This is a genomic window from Enterococcus plantarum, from assembly GCF_001730295.1.
GTDB classification, from domain to species: domain Bacteria; phylum Bacillota; class Bacilli; order Lactobacillales; family Enterococcaceae; genus Enterococcus_L; species Enterococcus_L plantarum.
This window is the reverse complement of sequence record NZ_MIKA01000011.1, coordinates 1-25,638: the sequence shown is the minus strand read 5'-3', so window position 1 is coordinate 25,638 and position 25,638 is coordinate 1. Positions and strand designations below refer to the sequence as shown.

The 25,638-nt window shown below is 35.3% G+C and carries 20 protein-coding genes; 14 read left to right on the top strand and 6 right to left on the bottom strand.

Features of this window, described 5'->3' with window-relative positions; all coding sequences use genetic code 11:
- Positions 1–19 precede the first annotated feature (19 nt).
- The 3 genes from BCR22_RS05305 to BCR22_RS05295 all read left to right on the top strand — a co-directional run bounded on the left by BCR22_RS05305 (position 20) and on the right by BCR22_RS05295 (position 4,103).
- The gene (locus tag BCR22_RS05305) at positions 20–892 is read left to right on the top strand and encodes a BsaA family SipW-dependent biofilm matrix protein (RefSeq protein ID WP_069653945.1); all 873 of its coding nucleotides are present in this window, start codon (positions 20–22) and stop codon (positions 890–892) included.
- 257 nt (positions 893–1,149) lie between these two features.
- Positions 1,150–1,809: a hypothetical protein gene (locus BCR22_RS05300; protein ID WP_069653944.1), complete on the top strand. Its 660-nt coding sequence runs from the start codon at positions 1,150–1,152 to the stop codon at positions 1,807–1,809.
- A gap of 74 nt (positions 1,810–1,883) precedes the next feature.
- Positions 1,884–4,103, top strand: a complete 2,220-nt coding sequence (locus BCR22_RS05295; protein WP_240485856.1) for a vWA domain-containing protein — start codon at positions 1,884–1,886, stop codon at positions 4,101–4,103.
- A 29-nt stretch (positions 4,104–4,132) separates the two neighbouring features.
- Here BCR22_RS05295 and BCR22_RS05290 read toward each other — a convergent pair whose 3' ends face one another.
- Positions 4,133–5,008, bottom strand: coding sequence for an Rgg/GadR/MutR family transcriptional regulator (locus BCR22_RS05290; protein WP_069653942.1), 876 nt, complete (start codon positions 5,006–5,008; stop codon positions 4,133–4,135).
- A gap of 254 nt (positions 5,009–5,262) precedes the next feature.
- On the opposite strand from BCR22_RS05290, the gene BCR22_RS05285 reads away from it, so the two are divergent.
- The 5 genes from BCR22_RS05285 (at position 5,263) to BCR22_RS05270 (ending at position 14,359) form a co-directional block, all read left to right on the top strand.
- Positions 5,263–8,019, top strand: a complete 2,757-nt coding sequence (locus BCR22_RS05285) for a SpaA isopeptide-forming pilin-related protein (RefSeq protein WP_069653941.1) — start codon at positions 5,263–5,265, stop codon at positions 8,017–8,019.
- A gap of 112 nt (positions 8,020–8,131) precedes the next feature.
- Positions 8,132–8,320 carry a serine-rich class II lanthipeptide gene (locus tag BCR22_RS15215; protein ID WP_139844071.1) on the top strand — a complete coding sequence of 63 codons (189 nt, stop codon included), beginning with the start codon at positions 8,132–8,134 and terminating at the stop codon, positions 8,318–8,320.
- Positions 8,321–8,427: 107 nt separating this feature from the next.
- Entirely contained in the window at positions 8,428–11,541 is a 3,114-nt protein-coding gene (gene lanM / locus BCR22_RS05280; protein WP_069653940.1) for a type 2 lanthipeptide synthetase LanM, read from the top strand.
- 12 nt (positions 11,542–11,553) lie between these two features.
- On the top strand, positions 11,554–13,695 hold the full coding sequence (locus BCR22_RS05275) for a peptidase domain-containing ABC transporter (RefSeq protein ID WP_069653939.1): 2,142 nt from the start codon (positions 11,554–11,556) through the stop codon (positions 13,693–13,695).
- Positions 13,696–13,738: 43 nt separating this feature from the next.
- Positions 13,739–14,359 carry a DUF7317 family protein gene (locus tag BCR22_RS05270; RefSeq protein ID WP_069653938.1) on the top strand — a complete coding sequence of 207 codons (621 nt, stop codon included), beginning with the start codon at positions 13,739–13,741 and terminating at the stop codon, positions 14,357–14,359.
- Positions 14,360–14,421: 62 nt separating this feature from the next.
- Here BCR22_RS05270 and BCR22_RS05265 read toward each other — a convergent pair whose 3' ends face one another.
- The 3 genes from BCR22_RS05265 to BCR22_RS05255 form a co-directional block, all read right to left on the bottom strand.
- Positions 14,422–15,471 (bottom strand): chitinase, encoded by a 1,050-nt coding sequence (locus BCR22_RS05265; protein WP_069653937.1) that lies wholly within the window; start codon positions 15,469–15,471, stop codon positions 14,422–14,424.
- Between the two features lie 30 nt (positions 15,472–15,501).
- Positions 15,502–16,086, bottom strand: coding sequence for a lytic polysaccharide monooxygenase (locus BCR22_RS05260; protein ID WP_069653936.1), 585 nt, complete (start codon positions 16,084–16,086; stop codon positions 15,502–15,504).
- Positions 16,087–16,321: 235 nt separating this feature from the next.
- A complete protein-coding gene (locus tag BCR22_RS05255) occupies positions 16,322–17,167 on the bottom strand; it encodes a helix-turn-helix domain-containing protein (protein WP_069653935.1) in 846 nt (281 codons plus the stop codon).
- A gap of 419 nt (positions 17,168–17,586) precedes the next feature.
- On the opposite strand from BCR22_RS05255, the gene BCR22_RS05250 reads away from it, so the two are divergent.
- The 4 genes from BCR22_RS05250 to BCR22_RS05235 all read left to right on the top strand — a co-directional run bounded on the left by BCR22_RS05250 (position 17,587) and on the right by BCR22_RS05235 (position 20,908).
- Positions 17,587–18,345 (top strand): acyl-ACP thioesterase domain-containing protein, encoded by a 759-nt coding sequence (locus BCR22_RS05250; protein ID WP_069653934.1) that lies wholly within the window; start codon positions 17,587–17,589, stop codon positions 18,343–18,345.
- Between the two features lie 124 nt (positions 18,346–18,469).
- Complete coding sequence (locus tag BCR22_RS05245) at positions 18,470–19,303, top strand: DUF72 domain-containing protein (protein ID WP_069653987.1); 834 nt, start codon at positions 18,470–18,472, stop codon at positions 19,301–19,303.
- Positions 19,304–19,344: 41 nt separating this feature from the next.
- Positions 19,345–20,184, top strand: a complete 840-nt coding sequence (locus BCR22_RS05240) for a Cof-type HAD-IIB family hydrolase (protein ID WP_069653933.1) — start codon at positions 19,345–19,347, stop codon at positions 20,182–20,184.
- A 205-nt stretch (positions 20,185–20,389) separates the two neighbouring features.
- Positions 20,390–20,908 (top strand): pyrophosphohydrolase domain-containing protein, encoded by a 519-nt coding sequence (locus BCR22_RS05235; protein WP_069653932.1) that lies wholly within the window; start codon positions 20,390–20,392, stop codon positions 20,906–20,908.
- A 273-nt stretch (positions 20,909–21,181) separates the two neighbouring features.
- Here BCR22_RS05235 and BCR22_RS05230 read toward each other — a convergent pair whose 3' ends face one another.
- Complete coding sequence (locus BCR22_RS05230; RefSeq protein ID WP_069653931.1) at positions 21,182–22,534, bottom strand: aspartate kinase; 1,353 nt, start codon at positions 22,532–22,534, stop codon at positions 21,182–21,184.
- Positions 22,535–22,728: 194 nt separating this feature from the next.
- On the opposite strand from BCR22_RS05230, the gene BCR22_RS05225 reads away from it, so the two are divergent.
- A complete protein-coding gene (locus BCR22_RS05225; protein WP_069653930.1) occupies positions 22,729–23,394 on the top strand; it encodes an HAD family hydrolase in 666 nt (221 codons plus the stop codon).
- A gap of 229 nt (positions 23,395–23,623) precedes the next feature.
- The gene (ezrA, locus tag BCR22_RS05220; protein ID WP_069653929.1) at positions 23,624–25,345 is read left to right on the top strand and encodes a septation ring formation regulator EzrA; all 1,722 of its coding nucleotides are present in this window, start codon (positions 23,624–23,626) and stop codon (positions 25,343–25,345) included.
- 94 nt (positions 25,346–25,439) lie between these two features.
- Here ezrA and BCR22_RS14890 read toward each other — a convergent pair.
- A partial coding sequence (locus BCR22_RS14890; protein WP_141706533.1) for a transposase occupies positions 25,440–25,638 on the bottom strand: 199 nt, incomplete at its 5' end.

Sequence of the window (25,638 nt, the reverse complement as noted above, 5' to 3'; positions counted from 1 at the left end):
AATTAGGAGGAAGTATGGTGTGAAAAAGCAAAAGCGAAACTCAGGACAAATAAATCAAAATAGAAAAAAAAAACGAGCTAAAATAAACACAAAACTACTCATCGCTATTTGCACATTTCTCTTTTCTGGTTTGATGGTTCTAGGAAGTACATATGCCTGGTTTGTCTCGGAAGACAGCGAGGTGAACCACTTCGTTGGTGCAAGATTATCTGCAAAAATTATAGAAGAATTTGAACCCGAACTTGAATGGCAACCAGGTTTAACAACGAAAAAAGTGATTCAAGTCAAAAATACTGGTACAATTCCAGCTTTTGTTCGGATGAGTTTATATGAATACCTGTTGTTATTCGAAATAGATATCTTAGACCAAAGTGGTAACGGAAATTTAGCAAAGGCAACACAAGAAATACAACCGAAAGTGGACGAAAAGAAAACAGAAACTTGGGAAGCCGCAGCAAATGCTGGAGGAACTTATTTCTATGGAGGGCAACAATTAATTGCTAAAAAAGCGATTGTACCAAATGTATTGACAGGTTCAGAGATGTACAAATTTAATGATACTAACAGAGAAAAAACAGATTTAAGGTGGTTTCGTTTAGCGTTCCCGGATAATATATACACTGTTGCTCCTACAAAAGAAACAAAAGAATACTGGTTATATAAAGAAGGCTATTTTTATTATTCAGAGTTACTCCAACCGAACGAACTAAGTACACCAGTACTGAAAAGTGTTCAATTAGCTCCAGATGCACCTAACAAATTAAAAGGAGCACTATATCAGTTAAATCCGATGATGGATGCACATGACGGAACAAAAGAGCTTTTAAGTTCATGGAATATTGGCAATGTAGGAGATTTATATGACATGTATTACGGTCATCTGAGAGATTAAAGGCTAAAATAGTTAAACAAAACCAAGTCTAAAAAAAGGAATAACAGATATCCCAGAATGTAAATATTGTCAAAAAGACTCGCTCAAAGGCTATCGTTTGAAACGCTCAGAAGAATCTATTAAGTAATAAGTAACTTTTACAAAGCCATTTTACTATCTGGATTTAATGTTTCTAAATTGAAGTGTCGATATGACTCGGACATTCGTGAAGGATGAGGAATTAGGGATAATAAGTGAGTAAAAGGAGGGTATGGAAAATGAAAAAAAAGCGGAATACTAAAAAGTATATAAGTGTAAAACAATTTTACTTATTTACAGGCTTTTTGATAATGATTCTCTGTCTTTCCTTCGGTTTATATCAAACTTACGCAGCCTTGACCGATAGTGACCAAAAGCGTAATGAGTTTAGAATAGGCAACCTTGAATCATCAATAGAAGAAGAATTTTATCCACCAGAGGTATTCGAACCAGAGAAAGACTATCTAAAAAAAGTAGCTATAAGGAATACTGGAGAGCAATCAATCTTCCTAAGAGTTTTGGCATTACCTATGCTTATCAAAAAACAATCGAATGATGTACTTACATTATTACCTGTAACAATTGACGGATCAGCACCCGTTTTGAGCATTGATTATAACTTGATTGATTGGATCGATGGTAAAGATGGTTACTTTTATTATAAAAAGAAGTTGCTAAAAGACGAGCGTACAACAAATTTATTTACTAAAGTAAGAATGAATAAAGCAAATATCACGGAAGAATATGAAGAAGTCTTGCTATCATTTGAAATAAAATCAGAAGGAATCAGTACAACAAAATTTGCTTATAGAGACGCTTGGTGGAATGGACAAATCCCAGCAACTGAACCTCTCATAGAATTAGACAATCTATTAAAAAATCAAACTATTAATGATTAAAAAAAATCCATAAATAAAATGAGGTGAATACCCTGGTGAGAGAAAAGAGACGATTTAAATTTTTAAGGTGGCTCATGATTGTTTTTTGTTTGATCGGATCTATCTACGCTACTCAATCAGCTATGCTTGATACGAATGGACCAGTTAAAGCTGCTAAAAAAACTGAATTACTACCTGGAGAAATTAATTTAAGTAAAAAAGCAGAACCGGTGGCTGGAATGGTCAATCAATGGGATATCACTTTGCGTGTTGAGGGACGTAATCAGTTTCCACCGGCACCTACAGATATTGTGTTGATCATTGATACCTCATGGAGTATGAATGAAAACGATCGAATGAACAAAGCAAAATTAGCAGCTGAAAAGTTTGTCAATATGGTATTGCGGGAAGACTATATTAATCGTATTGCTTTGATTACGTACAATACAGATATAACCAATTATACTTTTAATGAGAGTGGTTGGAGTGGTCGTTTTGTAGATGCTGAACATAAAGGATTGTTAATCGATAAGATAAAAGAATTAAAACCCGTTGAAAATGGAGGAACTTTTACACAATCTGCGATTAAAACTGCAACAGAAGTAATGAGACAAGCCACTGGGGAAAAAAGGAATGTGGTACTTGTGTCCGATGGTGTACCAACCTATAGCTATCCACCCACAGCTCCTTACAATCAATTAGCAGGTATGGAAAAATTTGATTATCTGCAAAATGGTTATGATTATTATGAAACAGTTAAAACTATTCCAAAAGATAACTTTAATTATGATTATCGCAATAAAGAGGGGAATAACTATTTTGGAAATGGTGCGAAATATCGAATCGGTGGTTTTGCTCCTGAGTTTGAGGCAATGCCGTCCGGTTCTAAAAATCGCTTGATGGTAAACCATGCACATAGTGCTATAGCAGAAGCTACAATCGCAAAAAATGAAAAAAGAGCGGTTGGCGACGATTTACTCACTGATTTTTATACGATTGGGGTAGATATGGATTCCACCTCTCAAGATGATGAAGTTGTCACAGGAAATCAAACAATGAAAGAGATTGCCTCTTCTGACGATAAGAGTTTTGCAGCAACGGCAGATAATTTAGATGATATTTTAAGTGGTATCGCTGGGGAAATTGTTGGTGCTATCAAATCTGGATTTGTTGTCGATCCAATGGGTCAAGGATTTGAAATACAGGGGAATGTCGATGCTACCCAAGGAACAACTGAAATTAAAGAAGTGAACGGACGACAAACAATCAATTGGACTGTAGGACCACTTAAGACACCAGTTTCAAGTGAGCCTGATGAAAATGTGATGTTCGCTGAAATCACCTATCGTGTGAATGCAAATAATAGGGTATTAGAGCCCTTGATTATTGATGCAAATGGATTAGCAAAAACAAATGGAAAAGCAACGATTGTTTATAAAGATTATAACGATAAAGTACAGCAAAAAGAATTTCCGAGACCAGAAGTTAGACCAATCATTGTCAGTTTACAAAAAAAATTAAGCAATGAAAAAAACGAGGAAATAGAAGATCCCACGAAGGCATTTGATTTTCATTATGGAGATGATCAATATACGACTAATGATTACTTTTCACTCTATCCAAATGATGTGAAAAAAATAGTTCATCCTTGGAAAGCCGATCAAGATTATTTTGTTGAAGAAATTTTAAAAAATGAGCAAGAGTATGAAACTACGGTCGATATTAATGGCTTGAAAACAGAAAATACTAAAGCTAATTTTAAATTTGCTGCCGACGTCAGTTCGTATGCCCATCAACAAATAGTTGTCACGAACAAAAAAATATCTGAGACTAAAACAATTATTTTGAATATACGTCAAAGTGTACTCAAACCAAATTCAGAATTAGTGATTCCTTCAAAAGCGTTTTACCGTTCTTTAATTATTGGCGAAACCCAGCAACAAATGAATTTAATTTCTGGAAGTAGTACGAAAGATACTAAGACCGAAGTGTCTGAAGCACTATTTACTAAATATAACATCGTACTAGCTAGAGAACAAAAGCAACTTAAGATAATAGATTTAGTTCCTGAATATTATAATTTTTTTGGCTACATTGCAACGACAACGAATTTGAACTTAAATACGACCCATTTATCAAGTAATACATCAACTCTTATAAAAAATAATGAAGCTGATCTGGATGTTCAAACAAATAGTGAGTATTGGGTAACCATGTTTATTACACCAGAACTTGGTAGCGATAGTTCTGGTGAGCATTCAATTTCACCTAGGCCCTATAGTTGGGATTATAAAGTAAATCAATTTGGTTATTAAAGCGATATTATTAAGAAAATAAGCGAGTACTAAATGCTGGTGAGGTGCGTTGCCAATATATTCTTATATTCTTTTACCGTTACTTGATAATCTAACGTTTCCAATAGGACAAGATAATTAGTGATTTTAGAATTTTCCTTATGTTTTTTAATCACTGTTTGGGCAATTTCATAATTCAAATTTGCAATGATCATTTCAAATAATCGGTAATCGGTATTGGCATTTTCTTTGGCCAAAGCTGAAAAAAATAAAGTATTTTCATAGTCTCGGCAAGTTAAACATAAGCTAGAAAGGTTTAAGTAGATTCTTAACTTTATGTCTTGATACTGTTCTAAATGACTGAGAGAGTCGATTTTTCTTCCAACCAAAGTACCTAATGCGATTGCCTCAGATAATTCAAAGCAATAGAGAGAATTATTCAGCAACTTTAGTTCATAAAGATACCATTTGTCAATACCAGTCAAATAATCTTTGATAGGAGACATCATTTGCTTCAAAAATTTCATAGTATCAGGATCGTTGGGCGCTTTAGTTAAACGACTCATTGCTTGAGTGACTAAGTTTAGGTGGAAAAATTTTTGATTCTTTGTTGTTTCAAAAACTTGTCGAGAGTTTTCGATAAGTGAATCAAACATCTGTTGGTCGTGTTTAAAAACAGCTTGGCTTAATTGATGATACAAATGATGATCGGTTGGGAATGTTTCATGATTGAGTAAATAGAGAAATTCATCAACAGAAACAAAAAGTTTTTCTAAAATTAGTAGAAACTTATCAAAAGAAGGCATACTGACATTAGTTTCAATCAAGTAATAAGTTTGCCTTGTCATGATTCCATCATAAATGTCTTTTTGGCTGAGTCCTTTTTCTTGTCTTATTTTTTTTAGCATTGTTCCATAATTCTTCAAAATAATTCTCCTTTCCAGCGGTATAAAATACTTTACCAAGCGGAAAAATTTGTGTTGATTATGTTATTATAGCAAAAACATTAAATAACTAGTAGGTAATGAAATAATTTTTAAATTAATTATCCTTTTTTTAAAAATAATTTCATTATGAGAGGGGTTGAAGAAGATGGTCAATTTATTTATTTGGTTTATCACGTATTAAATCTATTATTAAAGAATTCAAAAACCAAAATTATCGGGGGAGTTTTAATTAAATGAGACAGAAATTTAGCTATTTATTTTTTTCATTCGTTTTAATTTTGTTAACAATCGTTGTATTAGGAGCAAAGCAAGCTGAAGCCGTTCAAAATAACTCAACTTGGTCAACAGCCAGTTTTATAAACGAACAGTCAGAAAACAATTTATCAAATAACAATATCTCTGAGATACAAAGAAATCTTTTAGCTCCTACAAGTGTAACACCGCGTTTTTTTTCTCCAGTTTCATGTGGTGGTATTCAAGTAATCAAGTATGATGCAAGAACAAATGCAAGATTAGCTGGAGCTCAATTTACAATTTATGATCGTTGGAATCGGGCTATTCAAGTTATTCAAACGAATTACAATGGTATCGCTGAAACACGTTCACTTCCATTAGGAAATTATTCTATTCGGGAGTCTAAAGCACCAGCAGGCTATCAATTAGAAACAAGTAGCATGCGCTTTAGTCTAATACGAGCAGGTCAAATTATTTGCTTAAAGAAAAGCAATAAACAATTACCTATTCAAAAAGGTAGTATAAAAGTTATTAAAACTAATGAAAACAATCAAGTTTTAGCAGGCGCTATATTTAATGTTTACAATGCAAGCAACCAAATTGTAGGAAGAATAACCACAAATGCTAATGGCGTTGCATCATTAGGTAATCTTCCATATGGTACTTATAAATTGATTGAACTCCAAGCACCAGTCGGTTATGAATTAGATACAACACCAAAATACGTTACTCTATCGGCTTTATCGCCAGGTGGAGTTGCTAGCATTAGCATTTTAAACAAAAAAGTTGTGAAAACAGGTGCGATAGAAGTAATCAAAAAAGATGAAGCCGGTAAAGTCTTAGCAGGCGCAAAATTCTTTGTAATAAATAGCAGTAACAAAGTAGTTGGACAAATCACAACGAATGCTAATGGTGTTGCAACAATTACAAACCTACCTTATGGCACTTATATGTTGAGTGAATATGAAGCTCCAGCAGGCTATGAGTTAGATCAAACGTTAAGACAGGTCACTTTATCTGAAAAAAGTCCAAATGGTAAAGCAAGTATTACTGTTGTGAATAAGAAAAAAATCACAACGGGTACGATAGAAGTAATTAAAAAAAATGAAGCTGGTAAAGTCTTAGCCGGTGCAAAATTCTTTGTGGTAAATAGCAATAATAAGGTAGTTGAGATGATCACAACAAATGCGAATGGTATTGCAACAAGTACAAACCTACCTTATGGCACTTATACGTTAATTGAATTTGAAGCCCCAGCAGGCTATGAGTTAGATCAAACGTTAAGACCGGTCATTTTATCTGAAAAAAGTCCAAATGGTAAAGCAAGTATTACTGTTGTGAATAAGAAAAAAATCACAACAGGTGCTCTTGAAGTTATCAAAACAGATGAAAATGGTAAGAGATTAGCAGGAGCAGAGTTTGAAGTGCGTGATGCCACAAATAAAGTAGTTGGTAAGATTACGACTGATGCAAACGGGACAGCTATCTTAAGTGATTTACCATTCGGTACGTATCAATTAGTTGAAACTAAAGCCCCTTCTGGCTACGAATTAGATATGACACCAAAAACGATTGTAGTCTCAAAAGACGATCCAAACGGAGTTATTGGTATTACAGTTAAAAATAAACAAGAAAAAACAACAGGCTCACTTGAGATTGTTAAAAAAGATGAGGCTGGAACTGTATTAGAAGGAGCAGAATTTGAGGTTTATAATTCAGCGAATGAGCTAGTTGGTAAAATCTCAACTGATGCAAATGGGATTGGTCAATTAACTGATTTACCATATGGGACCTACAAATTAATCGAAACTAAAGCCCCAGAAGGATACGAGCTAGATACCACAGAGAAATTCATTACATTAGCGAAAACAGATCCAAATGGTAAAGCGTCAATCGACGTAATCAACAAAAAAATAGAATTGCCTAAACTGGGTGCTTTAAAGATCACAAAGTATGTGAAAGATTCAAATCCAACAATTTATTTATCAGGAGCTGTTTTTGAAGTCTACGACAATGATACTCAATTGATCGGCACTTACACGACAGATACCAACGGTGAGATTCTTTTAAATGATTTAGAACCAGGCAAATATTATGTTGTCGAGGTCGAAGCACCGCCAGGCTATGAAGAAGATTCAACTTTTTACGAAGTGACAGTGGAGTCAGGAACAGTAGTCGAAATTAGACATGCCAATAGTAAAAAAGAGAACTTAGGCGGACTGAAAATCACTAAATTTGCCAAAGATGAAGATGGATTTGAAACAGATACAGTTTTGCCAAATGCTGAATTTGAAGTAACTGATTCTGCTGGGAACGTTCACAGAGGTGTAACTGATACACAAGGCGAACTGTTTTTCCCAGATTTACCGGTCGGGAAGGTTACTATAACTGAAACAAAAGCACCAGACGGCTACGAAATTGATGGTGCCGTTCAAAATAAAGAAATCGTTGTGCAAGAAATTGCAGAAGCAACTTTTTATAATAAACCGAAACAACAACAAGGGCGAGCTTTGGTCTATCTTTCAAGTAATGATGCCAAACAATCTCTAAAAGGATTGGAATATAGCATTACTTGTATAAAAGGAGCAGCATTTGAAACATCTGTTATTTCTAATGCATTTGGTCAAATGAGTATATACTTACCGCCTGGTGAGTATGAGATTATGCCCGTTATCAAAAACTTTTCAACTAAACCAGAAACAACAAGATTCAAAATCGAAGCAAATAAGTTCACAATGATCAAATTGCTGATTTAAGTTGGATCAGTCAAAAAAATGTTTTAAGATAGATTTAATTATCTATTTTAAATATATGATAATAAAAAGTGCAGGTTTTATTATCTAAAAAAAGACACAGGAGGAAAATGTTATGAACAAACAAGCAGAAAAAAAAGTAGGAAAATCTTTCGAAGAGTTAACACCAGAAGAAATGAATAAAGTACAAGGAAGCTTTTTTGGATGGAGTTGGTCTTCATCATCTTCATCATCTTCATCAAGTAGCTGTTACTCTACAAGATGTAGCTATAGCTGCTGCTCTTCAAGATGCTGCGGATGGTAATTTAAAATAGACGAGTTGCTAGGTGAAACATCTTGTAGATGTTTTATCTAGCACTTGTTTTTAACTAAAGTAATTATACATAAATAAACAGATAGAAGGAGTTTGGCATGAGTCTTAAAAATTTAGCAAAAGCGACGTCAATACGACAACGATATGATAGTTTAAAAAATTATTATTTAAACAATCATCTGACTTATTCTAACAATGAACTTGAAAATTATAAAAAGTGGCGTAGTCGTCCGACAACTGTAACTGACGAACGATTTAAAGAAATATTAGCCTCGATGCGTTTGACTGAAGAGGAGTTTGATTTAGCAATAAAAGAATTAACATCCGTTGAAAAAGAATATATAACGATGAGTATATCAGAGGATTCATGGGTAAAGACAACGAAGCAAATCTTAGCACAAGAAGATCGATTAGTAACTGATATTTTTGATGATGAAAAGGCAAACTTTACGTATGCATTACGACTGCATATTGATTATTTAGAAACGAAATTAGATAAAATCATAGCAGAATTCCCTACGATTCAAGTTGAAAAAACTGCATTAGATGATTATATAGGTGAAGTGATCAATCGATTTATGGACATAGGCTTGCGAACTTTTGTATACGATTTGCATGTGGAAAAAGATAAATTGACTTTTACTGAGATGATAAACGAAAAAGAAGGATTTAGACAATATTTAAGAGAGCGGTTTGATAATCAAAAAAAATTAGTGGCTTTTTTTGATTATTATCCAGTATTGACTAGACTTTATGCAGAGACAATAGAGTTTCAGTTAGTTAATTTCCGAGAATTATTACAGGCACTAACTGATAGTGAAACAGACCTGACTGATGTATTTCAAGTAGAAAGCCCGATTTGTTTGACTGGATTAAAGATGGGTGCAGGAGATTCGCATGATCGCGGTAAATCAGTAGCTATCTTGACCTTTAGTAATCATATTAACGTTGTATTTAAACCAAAAAATCTAATGATTGGCGAACGTTTCGATTCTTTTGTTCAAGAAATTAAAAAGATGGAACCCGCTTTTGATTTTTATTTAACAACAAAAATAGTCAAAGAAGAGTACACATTTGAAGAATGTCTGGTTTATTCTGAATGTCTATCCGAAGAGGAAGTGAGGCACTACTACCGTCAATTTGGTCAGACGGTTGCTTTAGTTTACTTATTGAATGGAAATGATTTTCACTTAGAAAATGTTCTTGCGTATGGAAAACATCCTGTTTTGATTGATCTTGAAACAATTATTCAAAATCATTTTCCCATGCCAGATAGTGAAAATGCAATTGTTAAAGTGATGCAAGAGAATGGCGAATCTGTTGTGATGAGCGGTCTTGTTCCAATCTATTTATTTGAGGAACGAGCTGAAGCAGATGTTGAAGGTGCAACTAAAGGAATCCAACTAAGTGCTCTTAGTGGCGGTGAACAGAAATTACCATACAAAGTATTGAAGTTAATTAATTTCGATTCAGTTAATATGCAATTTAAGTACCAGGAACATACAACAGATGCTGCTGAAAATATTCCTTTATTTCAGGGAGAAAAAGTCGATTTTGTTCCCTATATCGAAACAATCATCGAAGGATTTAAAGAATTTTCTACATTTGCGATGAACAATAGAGAGACGTTGGCTTTTATGGCAAATAAAATTTTTTCAGATTGTCTTGTTCGGAATGTGATAAAAACAACACAAAGTTACGGAGACTTATTAGATTATTCGACACATCCTAGTTGTATGGTCGACTATATTGAGCGTGAAAAATTATTTGAAAACTTATGGATGCACGGCTATTCTAATTCTAACCCAGTTCCTTACGAAGTAAGAGATATGTTGCAGCATGACGTTCCAATTTTTTTCAATTCCACAAGTACAAAAGATTTAATGGCAAGCCAAGGGGAGATCATCAAGGATATGTACCAAAAACGAGCAATCGATCTTGAGGTACAGTGTTTGAAGAACTTTTCAAAAGAAGAAGAAGAGAAGCAATTGGATTATTTAAACACTTCATTTGGAAGATATCATTCGACAGATCTACAAGAAAAAGCTGTACCGTTAAAACAACAGATTCAGCAAGCAAACTTTTTGGATGGTGCAGTTGCAGTAGGAGAAGCTGTACTTGATGCAGCTTTTCTTGGTAAAGAATCAATTGCATGGAAAGATATTGAAGAAACGTCTTCAGATAATTATGTAGTGAATGTGATGAATGAAAACTTTTATGATGGTATTACTGGAATGTACTTATATTTTAGCGAGCTATACCATGTTACTCGAGATACAAGATTCCGACAGCCATATGAATTAGCTGAAGCACTAGTTTTAAAACTTGAAGACGATTATGTGGATAGTATATCAGCATTCTACGGTTCCTTTGCATCTGTTTATCCGTTGCTTTATTCGTATTGTTATAATGATAATTTGACATTATTAAAAACAGCCGAAGCAATTGCTAAAAAATATATAGAAAGATACCAAAAAGAAGCAATAGAGGGGTATGATTGGAACGGTGGCACAGCTTCGATCATAAAAGTGTTTATTCACCTGTATCAATTAACAGACAATGAAAATTATTTTATCTTTGCGAAGCAGTTACTATTAGACTTGGATCTTGACAAAATCACGCAAGGTGGTTTTGCTCATGGCTACTCAGGTGTGATTCATGCGGCCAATAGTTTGCTGAAAATCGAGAATGATCCTGAAATCAGATACTTGATCAAAAAATGTTTAGTCAAAGAAAGAACGACATTTGACCCTATTCAAAAAGGGTGGTTAGATATTCGATCAATCCCACCAATGGTCAATGATTTATGGTGTTATGGCTCTACAGGAATAGGCTTAGCTTACTTAGACTTATTTAATAGTGGGTTCGAGGATTCTCGCTTAGCCGAAGAAATTCAAATTGCTGCGAAACGATTAATCAAACGGGATAAAAGAAATGACTGTTTATGTCACGGAAATTTTGGGGATATAGAATTTTTAATCGAATACAGTAAAACAAAACTGGCAACAAAAAAGCAAAAAGAACAGATACAAGAAAAAATCAAAAAAGCGCATCATAAAATTATCGAAGAGCAGTATACTTTTGAAGGGCTACCAACAATCCCTAAATATGGTTTATTCACAGGATTAGCAGGTATCGGGCATCAACTTTTACGAATTCATGATGCAAATCAGGTGGCTGATCTATTAACGTTGGAATTGCCAAAGAAATAAGGAGAGATTATAGTGACAAAAAAAGTACCATTTACTGAACAAAGTGAACATAGTGAATGCGGACTAGCATGTACGGCGATGGTTTTAAATTACTATGATGACAACGTCACACTGAGCCATCTCCGTGATCTTTACGGTGTGCCGAAAGGTGGGAATACGCTGACGAATCTAAATCAGATTTTATTGGATCGCGGAATCGAAACAAAAGCGATTCGAGTACTGGATTTAGAAATTTTAGAGGAGCAAACAACGCCGACTATTTGTTTCTGGGAAGAACGCCATTATGTTGTATTAGAAAAATTGACAGCGCAAGATGCAACAATCTTGGATCCGGCAAGCGGACGAAAAAAAATTAAGCGCTCTGAATTTCAAGCTAGTTTCTCTAATATTGCCTTGATTCTAACTGATGTTGATGTCACAAGCACACAACGGAAGACGCAAAATAATGCAACTTGGACAATCTTAAAAGATATTTTAAATGATCAAAAAGCGAAAGTCGCACTGTTTATCACGTTAACACTTCTGATACAAATGGTGACAATTGCAATTCCAAGATTAACACAAACAATCATCGACAATTCTACTATTGCAGTCTCTAATATCTTTCAAATCGGTACAACAATCGCAATTCTCTTTATTGCGTATTATCTACTGCAGGTAGCTAGAGGTCTAGTTCTGATCGTGCTAGAAAATCTGTTTGATTTAACTCTGATGAAAGCCTTTATGAAAAAAATCATTCATTTACCACTGAGATTTTTTGTTAATCGATCAACTGGAGATTTGATTTTTCGTGCTAATCTTAGTGTAATTATTCAGCAAATCATGAGTCAACGGATGCTGACGATTTCAGTTGATTTTCTATTTGTTTTCGTCTATCTGATTTTAATGATTAATTTATCTTTAAATTTAACGTTGATCGCTATTTTTGGTGCTTTTATGATGGGCGCAATTTCAGTTGTTAACTCTAAACGAGTCCAAAGCATTACCAATAAAGAATTGATTGCTCAATCTAAAGTACAGCGGATTTTAGTAGAATTATTTGAAGGTATGGAAACTGTTAAATCATCTGGTTCCGAAAATCAATTTTATACAAAATGGCGGAGTGAATTCAAAAACCAAATCATGTTGCGGGCGGAGAAAAATCGCTTTTCTACGTGGGTCAGAACGATTCAAACCTCAATTCAATTTATTTTACCGATCGTATTGATTTACGTTGGATTATTCCAAGTGACAAAAGGCCAATTGACATTGGGAGAACTGATTAGTTTTAATGCATTATCAGGAGCTTTTATTGCACCAATTGTTACAGTTTTTGATTCTTACACAGAGTTTTTACTTTTGCGTTCTTACTTTGGTAAGTTAAATGAAATCTTAGAAGCAAAAGACGACCCTCGCATAGCGATTGAAGGAGAAAAAATAACAGCCATCGATTCAGTGGTCGTTGAAGATGTTTCGTTTAAATATAGTTATTTTGAAGAAGACATCCTACATTCTGTTTCCTTCCAAATTAAACAAGGAGATAAAGTTGCCATCGTTGGTAAAAGTGGTTCAGGGAAAAGCACATTATTAAAACTATTGGCTGGATTATATGATACCTCTTCAGGACAAATCAAATTCAATGATATCGATCTAAAACAGGTTGACGATGTGTCCTTAAAAAATTGTATTAGTATTGTGAATCAAAAACCGACGATTTTTAATGCTTCTCTATATGAGAATATTGTGTTGAATCAGGAAGAAGCAAAGAGAGAACGAGTAGAACAAGCCATTTTTGATTCAAGAGTTGATGAAATTATCATGAATTTACCGTTGGGACTGGAAACACAAATTTCAGAAGGCGGGATGAATTTATCCGGTGGTCAAATGCAGCGCATTTCTATTGCGCGTGCATTAGTAAAAGAAACTAGTTTATTACTGATGGATGAACCAACTAGTTCATTAGACAATATTTCAGAAAACTTTATTATGAACCGTTTGAAGACCTATGATTTTACGTGTATTGTCGTGGCCCATCGTTTGAATACAATCAAACATTTCGACAGGATTTTGGTAATGGATCAAGGGAGAATCGTAGAAGAAGGAACGCATCAAGAGTTATTGGCTTTGGGAGGTCATTATCACTCGATCTATTTTGAACCAACAAGTACTATCTAAAAAAGTAACGGTTGGAAGATAAAGTGAATAAGGGGGAGAATAAATGGCAGTTATTGGCTATATGCGTGTAAGTACACATTATCAAAAATTTGATTCGCAACAACAGGCACTGAAAGAGTATGGTGTCGATAGAATTTTCAAAGAATATGAAAGTGGACGGAAAAGTTTTCGTAATGAGTTGAATAAAGCATTGACGATTTTGAAGCCAGGCGATACGTTTGTGATTTTTAAACTCGATCGTTTAGCTAGAGGAACCAAGCAACTTTTAGGGTTATTAGAAGAATTCGATCGAAGAAACATTCATTTTGTCAGTATTGAAAATAACATCGATACCTCAACCCCAATGGGACGGTTCTTTTTTACGATCATGGGGGCATTCGCTGAAATGGAAGCTGAATTGATTCGTGAACGTGTCTTAGCGGGCTTAAGTGCCGCTAAGAAAAATGGCGTAATTTTAGGCCGACCACCACTTGTTAATCAAGTTAAAGAAGCACTCAAGTTATATCATAATACAGACCTGTCAACAGAAGAAATAGCGAAACGCTGTGGTATTTCTACTTCGACGATTTACCACCATCTAAGAAAAGAAGGGATTTATCGAACGAAGAAGATAACGGATCTATCAGTAAGTGATAAAGTATTAGTTAGTAGTGGAGAAAAATAAATAGTAGAAAGAAGAGACTGAAAATAACTCGTTGAGTTTTAGCCAGTCTCTTCTATTATTACTTATTGTAAAATTCGAGCATATCGTGTCGCAAATTCATTATTATAAGATCCACCATTTACGTTTGTGCCAACATCCCAATTGGCAGACCAGGTCATTAACCCCTTGATCGGATTGCCATCTTTCGCTAATTGATCGAGTGCTTTATAGACAGCTGTTGGATCGATCACATAGCCACTGCCGGCACCGTCAACATTTGCAGGAAGTCCTAAAACAAGTTTGTCATTTGGAATTTTCAAGAAGGTTCGCGTGCCATGGATCATAGAGTCAGACATATAATAAAGGAACTCATATTTCAAAGCATCATTGCTTTGTGGAATCCATTTATTGATTTCATCTACCCAAACACCGTCTCCGCCTTGATTGTATAACTGAGGTGCAATATAGTCATAATAACCATCTAAAGAAGTAATGTATTTTTCATAAGCAGCACCTGGTTTTAGGTAAGGAAATTCTGGTGCCATTGTGATGATGAAATTTTTTCCTTGCGCTCTATAGTGATCTTTGACTTTTTTTAGCGCTGTCGGGATAACAGTTTGATTGTCCCCAGCTGTAATTGCTGATTGTTCTAAATCGATATCTAGGCCATCAAAACCATATGTTTCAACTTGACGAATAATCTCATTAGCAAAGGCCTGTTCATCTCCTGTTTTTAATTGAATATGAGCATCTGCACCGCCAAGGGCAAGTAAAACGGCACGACCTTGACTGTTGAGTGTTCCAATTTCTTGTCTAAATGCAGCATCTGTTTTATTGTATGGAGCGAAGGTTGGAATGCGGCTGACGCCATCACTCTTCATAAATGAGACGGGTACTACATTATAGGCTTTATTCACTTCGGCTAACGAAATCGTTGCGGAGGTTCCTTGTTTGTAGCCATCACTACCTTTAGAAGCCCAGTTATGCCAATAGCCGACAAGGACTTTTTTATTTGTTATACTGACCATTTCACTAGCAGAATCTGCAGCCATAGTAGGTGTTGCAGTAGACAAACTAGCAATACCAATACCTGAAACTATTAGAAAGGCTGGAATAAGTTGTTTGATTTTCATGTGCATGGCTCCTTTGGTTTCCTTGATTGATTATTTAACGTTAACATCAATGGCTTGATAAAAAGCATTTGTAGTATCAAAAACATTCCAAACCGCATAAATGACGTGATACCCTTTGCGGTCACTTGGCACGGTAACCGTATGTTTCACAGATGCTTCAGGAATAGTCCCTTTGTCATCGACTTGGCCAATTAAATCAAAGTTTTTGATATCTAATGGTTGATTTGGGTTCCAACCTTGTTTCGTCATGTAATAATCCCATGTAGACGTTCTGTGACGAGCAGTTAAAGTCCAATTGATTGCAAGAGGACCAGTTGAAATATCAGATTTATACCAGCGGTCCATTGTCTGAACATCTAGTGGTTCAAACCCGCTAACGCCTGCACTAGCCAATTTTCCAGGAGTGAACGTATTTTTAGTTGCTTCAATGCTTTGAGGTTCCCATTCAGCACGACCAACATTTTTATTGATTTTTCCACCTTGAGTACTACCGAAGTATGCACGACTCCCTGGGGATGAAACATATCCATGAGCATGTGTGACAGTGGTTGAAAGAGATAAACCTCCTGCCAATAATCCAAGTGTTAAAACAGCTTTGAGCATTGTTTTTTTCATTGTGATTCCTCCTAAAAGTATTTTTTATAGCGCTTACAATAGATAATGTAACATGACGTTTTATATTATTCAAATAATAAGATTATATTTTTTCGGTTATAAAATAATGATGTTTTGCAAAAAATAGCATGAGTAGAACGTAATTATCTTTTTTTAAACAAAAAATTGAAACCCGCAAGTTTAGAGTACAGATAGAACCTGTACTCTAAACTTGCGGGTTGTAATTGTGATCAATTTAACGAGTTAATATTTTTTCATCATTCTCTATCACATCGAGTAAATTTTGATTATCATTAAAAGTAGCAAAAACTTTAGCGTGGCTAAAATCGGGTTCTTTTAAATCAGGGGATTTCATGAAATCATTAAAAGCAGCTTCGTACGTTAAAAGATCTAACATATATAATGATTGATAGGATCTGTTCAAGGCCATTCCTTCAGTAGCCAACGTAAAAGCTGTCTCATAATTCTTGATTAATGAATAGAATTTAGCTGTATTGAAGAAAATTTTAGTTGCTTCAATGGGCATTTTAACCGTCATTTTGTTCAGCATATCGATTGATTTCTCATAATAAACTTGTGCTTTATCCAATTCATTGACCATCTCATATACAATTCCTAAACTATTGACAGATAGGATTGCATATATCGAATTTGAGTCACCAAGTTCATCAGCTCTGTAAAAATAAAACAAGCTATCCGTTGTATTGTTATAGCCCAACAAGTTTGTGATACCCATAAAGTAAAACCAACGAACTTCTAATTCTCTATTTTGAAAATCAGAAACATCGATTGAGGTAGATTTTAAAAGTAAATGAGCTTCTTTATGTTTAAAAGTATTACACAAGTCTTCTACGCGATTCAATAAGGAAGTGAGCTTTTTTTCATCATTATCATCTAATACGCTTTCGAGACTGAGGTTTAATCTTTTGCAGATTGCATCAAGGATTTCCAAGCTATCGCAAACATTTTTATTTTCAATGTTACTAACCGTTCCTTGTGTACAAATTCCAGCGGCCAAAGTTACTTGCGATAATTTCTTCTGTTTTCTGACTGTGCGAATGATATCTCCTTTGATTCTCATATTTTTCCCCTCTATGTTTATGCATTATAATACTAGTTTATATAATAGTATGGTATTATTCTTTTGGAATCAACTAATTTTTTTTGGAGGGATAAAGATGGAAGTGCTTTCTGAAGTCTTAGGAGAAGTATTTGGCTATGGTAATACAGGTCACGTATAGAGTGGAAAAATTAGTTATTAAAGGTTGTTCTTTTACAAATAGGTAGGACTGAAAAACTTTTTAAAATAGGAGGAATTTTACTTCTGTGTTGAAAAGTTTTTTTTATGTATTTAAATAGTGCATGTGATAGCTTTTTTGTGCGGGTTTGAGCTATATATTAAGCAAGAGTAATCGTTTGCAGATTTTTATTTTATCACTGGTTGGGTAGATTATGGTATAATTTAACGAGTCATATCAGTATAGAAAAGGAGGAGATCCAGTGGCAAAAAAATTTACGACCCCGTATGAAGTAGCTTATTATGATGGCGATATTACAAGGAAAATGACGATCCCGTCAATGCTGGCTGTTGTAATCAAAACATCTGAAGAACAAAGTGATGCCTTAGATAGAGGAAGCGACTTTGTGGCTTCGTTTGGTCTTGGCTGGGTCATTACCAATTACGAAATCCATATCACACGATTACCCAAAGTTGGAGAAAAACTTGCTGTAACGACACAAGCTATAGCGTATAATAAATACTTTTGTTATCGAAACTTTTGGATTCATGATGAACAAGGAAACGAATGCGTTTTAATCAAGTCAACGTTTGTATTGATGGATAAAGAAAATCGTAAAATGAGTAGTGTATTACCTGAAATCATCGAGCCGTATGAAAGTGAAAAAATCAAGAAAATTTACCGCGGTGAAAAAATCGAAAAAGTGGAAGCTGGTGAATTTTTACCCTACCGTGTCCGATATTTCGATATTGATGGCAATCAGCATGTTAATAATGCCATTTATTTTAATTGGTTGCTAGACGTATTAGGCTATGATTTCTTAAGTACACATGAGCCGACCTTTATCAATGTCAAATTTGATAAGGAAGTTGAATATGGTCAGGTAGTAGAAAGTCATTATGACATGCTCAATACAGATGAAGGACAAACGACGCGTCATGAAATCCGCATCGAGGGTCAAGTTTATTGTGAAGCCAACATGAAATGGAAAAAAAGCGAAGAAAAAGATTCGCGCAATTAATTTTTTTGACTGAGACAACTTTTTGTTTTGTCTTAGTCTTTTTTAGTATAAAATAAGTGAAGAATAATCATTTTAACGATATGTCTATAATAGTAGTTTTGTGAAGAGAAAGGATAAAATGACGATGATTCGCTTAGGTTTGACTTCTTTTAATGAACATGACAGATTAACCGGAAAAAAACGTTCTACTTTATATGAGTATGCAGGTTATCTGCCGCTAGTTGAGATGGATACGGCATACTATGGTATTCCCAAACAAGACTCTGTTAGAGAGTGGGCTAAATCAGTGCCAGAGAATTTCCGCTTTGTAATGAAAGTCTATAGTGGCATCAGTTGCCAAGGTGAATGGCAACAGTACTATCAAAGTGAAGAAGAAATGATTGAAGCTTTTTTAACAAGTATGGCACCCATAATCGAAACAGGGAAGTTGTTTGCTTTTTTGATTCAATTTTCGGGAACGTTTAGCTGTACGAAGGAAAATGTTCAATATTTAGAAAAGATTCGACAATGGTTTGCTGGATTTCCGATTGCGATAGAGTTGCGAAATGGTTCATGGTATACAGCTAAATATATTAAACAAACACTATCGTTTATGAAAACCAATGCATTTTCATTAGTAGTTGTTGATGAGCCGCAGATTCCGACAAATCCCGTTCCATTTTTCCCTTATGTTACCAATGATCAATTTACGTTATTCCGTTTTCATGGGCGTAATGCTGCAGGTTGGATGGCAAATGACAAAGATTGGCGTAAAAAACGAACGTTGTATCGATACAATGCAGAAGAAATTGCAGACTTGAGTGAAGCTGTGGAAAAAGTGGCGCGTGAGACGCAAGAAGTGGGTGTGATTTTCAATAATAATTCCGGCGGAGATGCGGCCGGGAATCTATTAGAAATGAAGGCTGCACTTGGGTTGGAATATACAGATTTAAATCCAAAACAAATGGGCTTGTTTTAGTCGATTGTAAAACGGATGAGTCAAACAAAGAAAGGGAATTTATGATAAAAGCTATTTTCTTTGATATCGACGGTACATTAGTAAATAAGAATGATAAGATCTTAGAATCAACTAAACGAGGGATCGCATTAGCACAGTCGCAAGGAATCCTTTGCGGTATAGCAACGGGACGCGGCCCTGTTCATTTAAGCCAGCAAATAGTTGGGCTAAATTTTGATGTTTTTGTAACATACAATGGTCAATTGGTTTATACAAATGAGACCACCATTTGGGCTGATCCTTTTTCAGATGAAGCCTTGAGTCGAATTATTTCTTTTTCTGACTATCATCATCGGCAGATTATATTTGCTTCAAGACGTAGTATAGAAGGAAGTTCGTTGATGCGTTTTGGTCAAAATAAATGGGCAAAAAAAGTTGTACGCTTTTTGCCAAAGCGTTTTCCAGTGGCACTTTTCAAAAATCTGACCAGCCGTTTTTCAATTCATAAGAAGACAAAGCGTTATCATGATCTTGATTTATTGAAAGAACCAATTTATCAGTGTGTGCTTTTAAGCCCGAAATCAGAGGAGACAATGTTAAAAGAACAGCTGTTGGATAGTCATATCACACGCTCTAACTCATTTACGGTAGACATTATTCCAGCAGGTGGTTCAAAGTTAGCTGGGATTCAACAATGTGTTAAACAGTTTGATATTGAATTAGAGGAAGTAATGGCATTTGGTGATAGTTGGAATGATTTAGAGATGTTGGAAGGTGTGGGACTTGGTATTGCAATGGGCAATGCCGAAGTGGAAGTTAAAAGAGTGGCACAATACGTGACCGGTACAAATGAAGAGGACGGAATTTATCAAGCCTTATTACATTATGGGGTGATTGTTTAGCTACGTGAATGAGCTAAAATTTAAAGAGACAAGAAACGACACAGGTAAGTTTTCTTGTTTTCTATTTGAGCCGAAATGGATCCGCTAGCTCCGGCTGAAAAAAAGGAAAAAATTGAGCGAGGCAAAAAGCATTTCAGTCAGTGCTTTCTATTTTTCAGGCGGATCTACAAGAATCCATTCCGCTTTTAAGTTTAGGAGGAACCCAATGAAAATCGATAACCCATTTGAAAAAACTGAACTGTTTCACGAAAGATTTGATAATAGAAAACCTAAAATTCCAACACACTTTTCTGCCAAACAAGCATCAGATAGAGCTGGCTTTAAAGCCGAAGAATTAGTTGAATTTCTATACGGGGCAGCGAATAATGATCCAGCAGTCTTTAAAGAATTAGTAAGTCAGCTGAAAGTAGCTGTCGATCAGGCAGAAAAAAAGGTACTCAATAAGGAAAAAGAAGTGACCGATCCTTTAGTTGAGCAAGTAGATGCATTGATTGATTTGTTGTATTTTACTTATGGATCATTCTCTTTGCTAGGGGTAGATCCTACTGAACTATTTTCTATTGTTCATGAAGCAAATATGGGGAAGCTGTTTCCAGATGGCACTCCGCGTTATCATCCAGTGACCCATAAGGTATTGAAGCCTGACAATTGGGAAGCTGATTTTGCGCCAGAACCTAAAATTAAAGCAGAATTGGAACGTCAATGTAAAGCTTCGGAGGACTAAATGAAACAGAGGTGGGGCATGACTCTACGAGTCACACCCCACCCTATAAGGAAGCCAGATGAATGGTGGGAGCAAAAGCAAAGCGGCAATTCACAAAAATTTAAAGCGCATCAAGTAGTTCCCAATTGTCCTCTTTTTACAGGATTACTGTAAAAAGAGGCAATTTTCGTAAATTCCTTCTTGTTGCGGTAAAACACAACGAGGACGAGTTGATGTACACAGTACCTACTTGGTTCTCGGAATGAAATTCTTCTGTCCCAATCTCATTATTAGTTATGATTTAAAAAATGTTTGATATAAAGCCTGAATCGCTTTTTGCTCTTGATCCTCACGAATACCAAACATAATGCTGACCTCGGAGGAACCTTGGTTGATCATTTCTAAGTTGATTTTATTAAAAGCTAAAGCGGCTGTGCTGTCAGCCATGACCCCGATTCGTTGGCGCATTCCTTCTCCAACAACCATCAACATCGACAAACCATGCGTGATCCGCAACTCATCAGGCTCAAGTTCTTGTTCTAAGCGTGTCATTAATTCTTTTTCTATTTCAATTGTCAATTGACCTTCTCTTAAAATGATGGAAATATCATCGATTCCAGAAGGCATATGTTCATAGCTCAGCCCTAATTCTTCAAGAATCTGAAGCAAGCGGCGACCGAAACCTAATTCTCTATTCATTAAATACTTGCTGATGTAGATACTAGCAAAACCTTGGTCGCTGGCAATTCCCACAACTGGATCGTGTTTGACCGTTCTAGAAGTCGTGATCAATGTGCCAGGGTGTTCAGGATTATTCGTATTTTTGATGACTACCGGAATATTGGCCCGATAAGCCGGCATCAACGCTTCATCATGTAAGACGGCAAATCCAGCATACGCTAATTCGCGCATTTCTCTATAAGTCAGTTCTTTGATTGTTTTTGGCTCGTGAATAATCCCCGGATGTGCAACAAAAATACCGTCGACATCCGTAAAGTTTTCGTAAATATCAGCTTTTACACCTGCTGCAACAATCGATCCTGATATATCTGATCCTCCCCTAGAAAATGTACAAATGTCACCAGTTTCTGTAAAACCAAAAAAGCCAGGAATCACTAAAATTTCTTCAGTCGTAGCGAACTGGTAGATCTTGTTTAGAGAAGATGGCAAAATCCGAGCATTTCCAGGTTCATCTGAAACGATGATTCCAAGATCTAAAGGATTTGTGTAACGAGCATTCAAGCCTCGTTGTTGGAAAAATGCAGCCACTAATTTAGCATTATTGTCCTCTCCACTGGCTAAAAAAGCATCTAAAAGATGAGGGTTATGTTCTTTTTCCAAAGTCGCTAAATGTTGGATTGCATGTTGAATATCAGTTAAAACATCTTTAGTAAGGGTTAGTTCATCTAAAATTGCCTCATAACGGGCAACGATTTTAGCGACGATTTCAGTAGTATTTTCATTATTGACGTACGCTTGATAATAAGAAATAAGCATATCTGTTACTTTGATGTCTTCAGAAGAACGCTTACCAGGAGCTGAAACAACGATGAACTTTCGTGAAACGTCTTCTTTTACGATGTGTAAAACTTTCTCTAATTGTGTTGCAGAAGCAAGCGAGCTTCCCCCAAATTTTGTGACTTTCACTTTTTTCACTCCTAATTTTAATAGATTTTTCATTATAATAGTAAAAGAATACCGAAATATCCTTCGAAAAGCAACCGTAAAATAGACAATTAATTAATCTTTTCCGTTGTTTTTCAACAAATTTCTTCATTTTTTTTCAAACTTTTGTTAGACTGATAGAGCTGAATAAGAATAGCAAAAAAGGAGCACCAATAATGATACAAAGATATGAAGGAATTATTTTCGATATGGACGGCGTATTGGTCGATAGTGAAGAATTCTACTACCAACGTAGAAAAGCCTTTCTCAAAGAATACGATCTATCCATTGAGCAAATACCAATTCCTGAATTTGTTGGAGCAGATATGCGAAGTCTATGGGATACGATTCTAAAAGTAAATGATACAACGTATGACAAAAATTTCCTGAATGAAAAATATTTACACTATAAAATCGAACACCCCATTGATTACGGGTATATGATCGACCCAGATGCAAAACGAGTATTACAATTTCTTAAAAGAAAAGGCTACAAAATCGGTTTGGCTTCGTCCTCAATGATGGATGCGATTCAAGATGTTTTGAAAGCTGGACAATTGGCTAGTTACTTTGACGTGATCGTCAGTGGAACCCAATTTAAAAAAAGTAAGCCCGACCCTGAAATTTATCTATATACTGCTACCGAATTAGGGATTGATCCTGAAAGTTGTCTTGCTCTTGAAGATTCTGAAAAAGGAATACGGTCGGCACACGATGCAGGAATGACAGTCTGGGCCATTCAAGATAACCGTTTTGGCATGAATCAGCAGTTAGCTGACGCACAATTAGATACCTTAAGTGAGTTGTGTAAAAAGTTGCAAGATGTGGAAGATATCGGTTAAACTTATTAATAATGAGGATAGAAAGGGTACAATAGTACAAACTCAAAACAATTATTAAGAAATTACAATTAACTAGTGCTTGATAGAGTGGATTGTGGTATAATTTTCTGTAGGTGTTTTTAAGAATTTTATGTAGATAAGAGACTGATACAATTGCAGATAGAAGTGATTTTGTTATTTATTAGCAGTTGTATAATCATATATGGATAAATAAACGGAGGAACCATGAATGAAGAATAATCTGATCATTATCGTAGTTTTAGCTATAATAATCATCGCAGCAGTTTTGTATTTAGTTGGTTATTTTATGAGAAAGAAAAATCAAATGAAACTCGATGATCTGGAAAAGAGGAAAGAAGAGCTGTTCGACTTGCCAGTGATTGAAGAGGTCGATGATGTCAAAAAGATGCACATGGTCGGTCAAAGTCAGAACACGTTTAGAGAATGGAATCAACGTTGGACTGAGATTTCTACTCGTTCTTTTGCAGAGCTAGAAAGTCAGATTTTTGAAGTCGAAAATTTAAATGAAACCTTCCGTTTTATGAAAGCGAAAAAAGCAGTCGCTGAAGCAGAGCAGACGATGACAGAGATGGAATCAGAAGTTGAGATCATCCGTAATGGTTTGAAAGAACTACGCGAGAGTGAAGAACGTAATTCACTTGAAGTGCAAAAAGCTTTAGACGTCTACGAAGAAATCAGCAAATTACTTCATGACGAAAAAGCAGAATTTGGTTCTGCTTATCCTGAATTACAAAAACAAATCAAAAATATCGAAATCGAATTTACTCAGTTTGTCACATTAAATACTTCTGGTGACCCAATTGAAGCGCGTGAAGTATTGGAAAACGCTGAACGTCATACTTATGAATTAGATGACGTAATGAAACGCATTCCGCCACTTTATGATGAATTGAATCGGACCTTCCCAGATCAACTAAAAGAGATCGAAGAAGGATACAAACGTCTGCTTGCAGATCACTATGTATTCCCTGAAAAGAATTTCGAAGACGAATTAAGACGTGTTCAAAAACGCGTTAAAAATTCAACCGTTGATTTAGAGAAGACGGAAGTTGATGCAGTAGAAGTAGCCAATCGTGATACAGCGAATGCAATCGATGCATTATATGAAATCATGGAACGTGAGATCAATGCTAAGAAATATGTGATGACGAACCATAAAGTAGTGGGTGACTATATTGCCCATGCACTGAAAAATAACCGTCAGTTGATGATTGAATTAGATCACACCTCTCAAAGTTACACATTGAATCATAATGAGTTAGGACGTTCAAGAGGTTTCCAAACAGAGATCGAAGAATTGATTCGTCGTTATGAAGATTTCGAACCAAAAATGAACGAACACACGATTCCTTATTCTGAAGTTCAAGCATTCTTTAAAGATTGCTACAAGATATTAGATGACATTGAAAATCAACAAGTTGAAATCGATGATTCCTTAAAAGAATTACGCAAAGGCGAAAAAGTTGCCCAAGAAAAAGTTGATCAGTATGATTTCCGACTACGCAATATCAAACGCCATGTTGAGAAACAACGTTTACCGGGATTACCGGCTGATTACTTAGAGTTTTTCTTTGTAGCTACAGATCGCATCGAAGAATTGAGCAAAGCCTTGAATCGAATCCGTATCAATATGGAAGAAATCAAAAAACTTTCTGATTTGTGTAATGAAGATTTAGAATTACTGGATAAGAAAACTAATGATTTAATCAACTCCGCTGCATTGACGGAACAAATGATGCAATATGCGAATCGTTATCGTCATACACATGAAGCAATTCGTGTAGCAATGGAAAATAGTTTAGAACTATTCTCAAAAGAATACAGATATCAAGATGCGCTAGATGAGATTGGTACTGCACTTGAACGAGTGGAGCCAGGTGCATTTAGAAGAATCGAAGATTTCTACTTCAAAAATCTTGGTGTAATGTAATAGTGATTGATTGTTAAAAGGGCTCTTTGTCAACTAATGTTGGTGAAGAAATCCAAAGAATTAAATCACTAATGAAGCCTAGAGGGAAATTCCTCTAGGTTTTTCTATTTGATTGAAAAAGAACAGTGCCAAAGCATAAAGTAATTCTCAATTTAAAATTATAGAAGTTACGGAAGCCATAGGCGTTTCTCTTTAATACTTTTATATGGTTATTCAAGCATTCTAATGGTCCGTTGGAATAAGGCAAATTCAACGCATTTTTAATGCCCGTTTGAACTTTTTTAAAGGTAGTA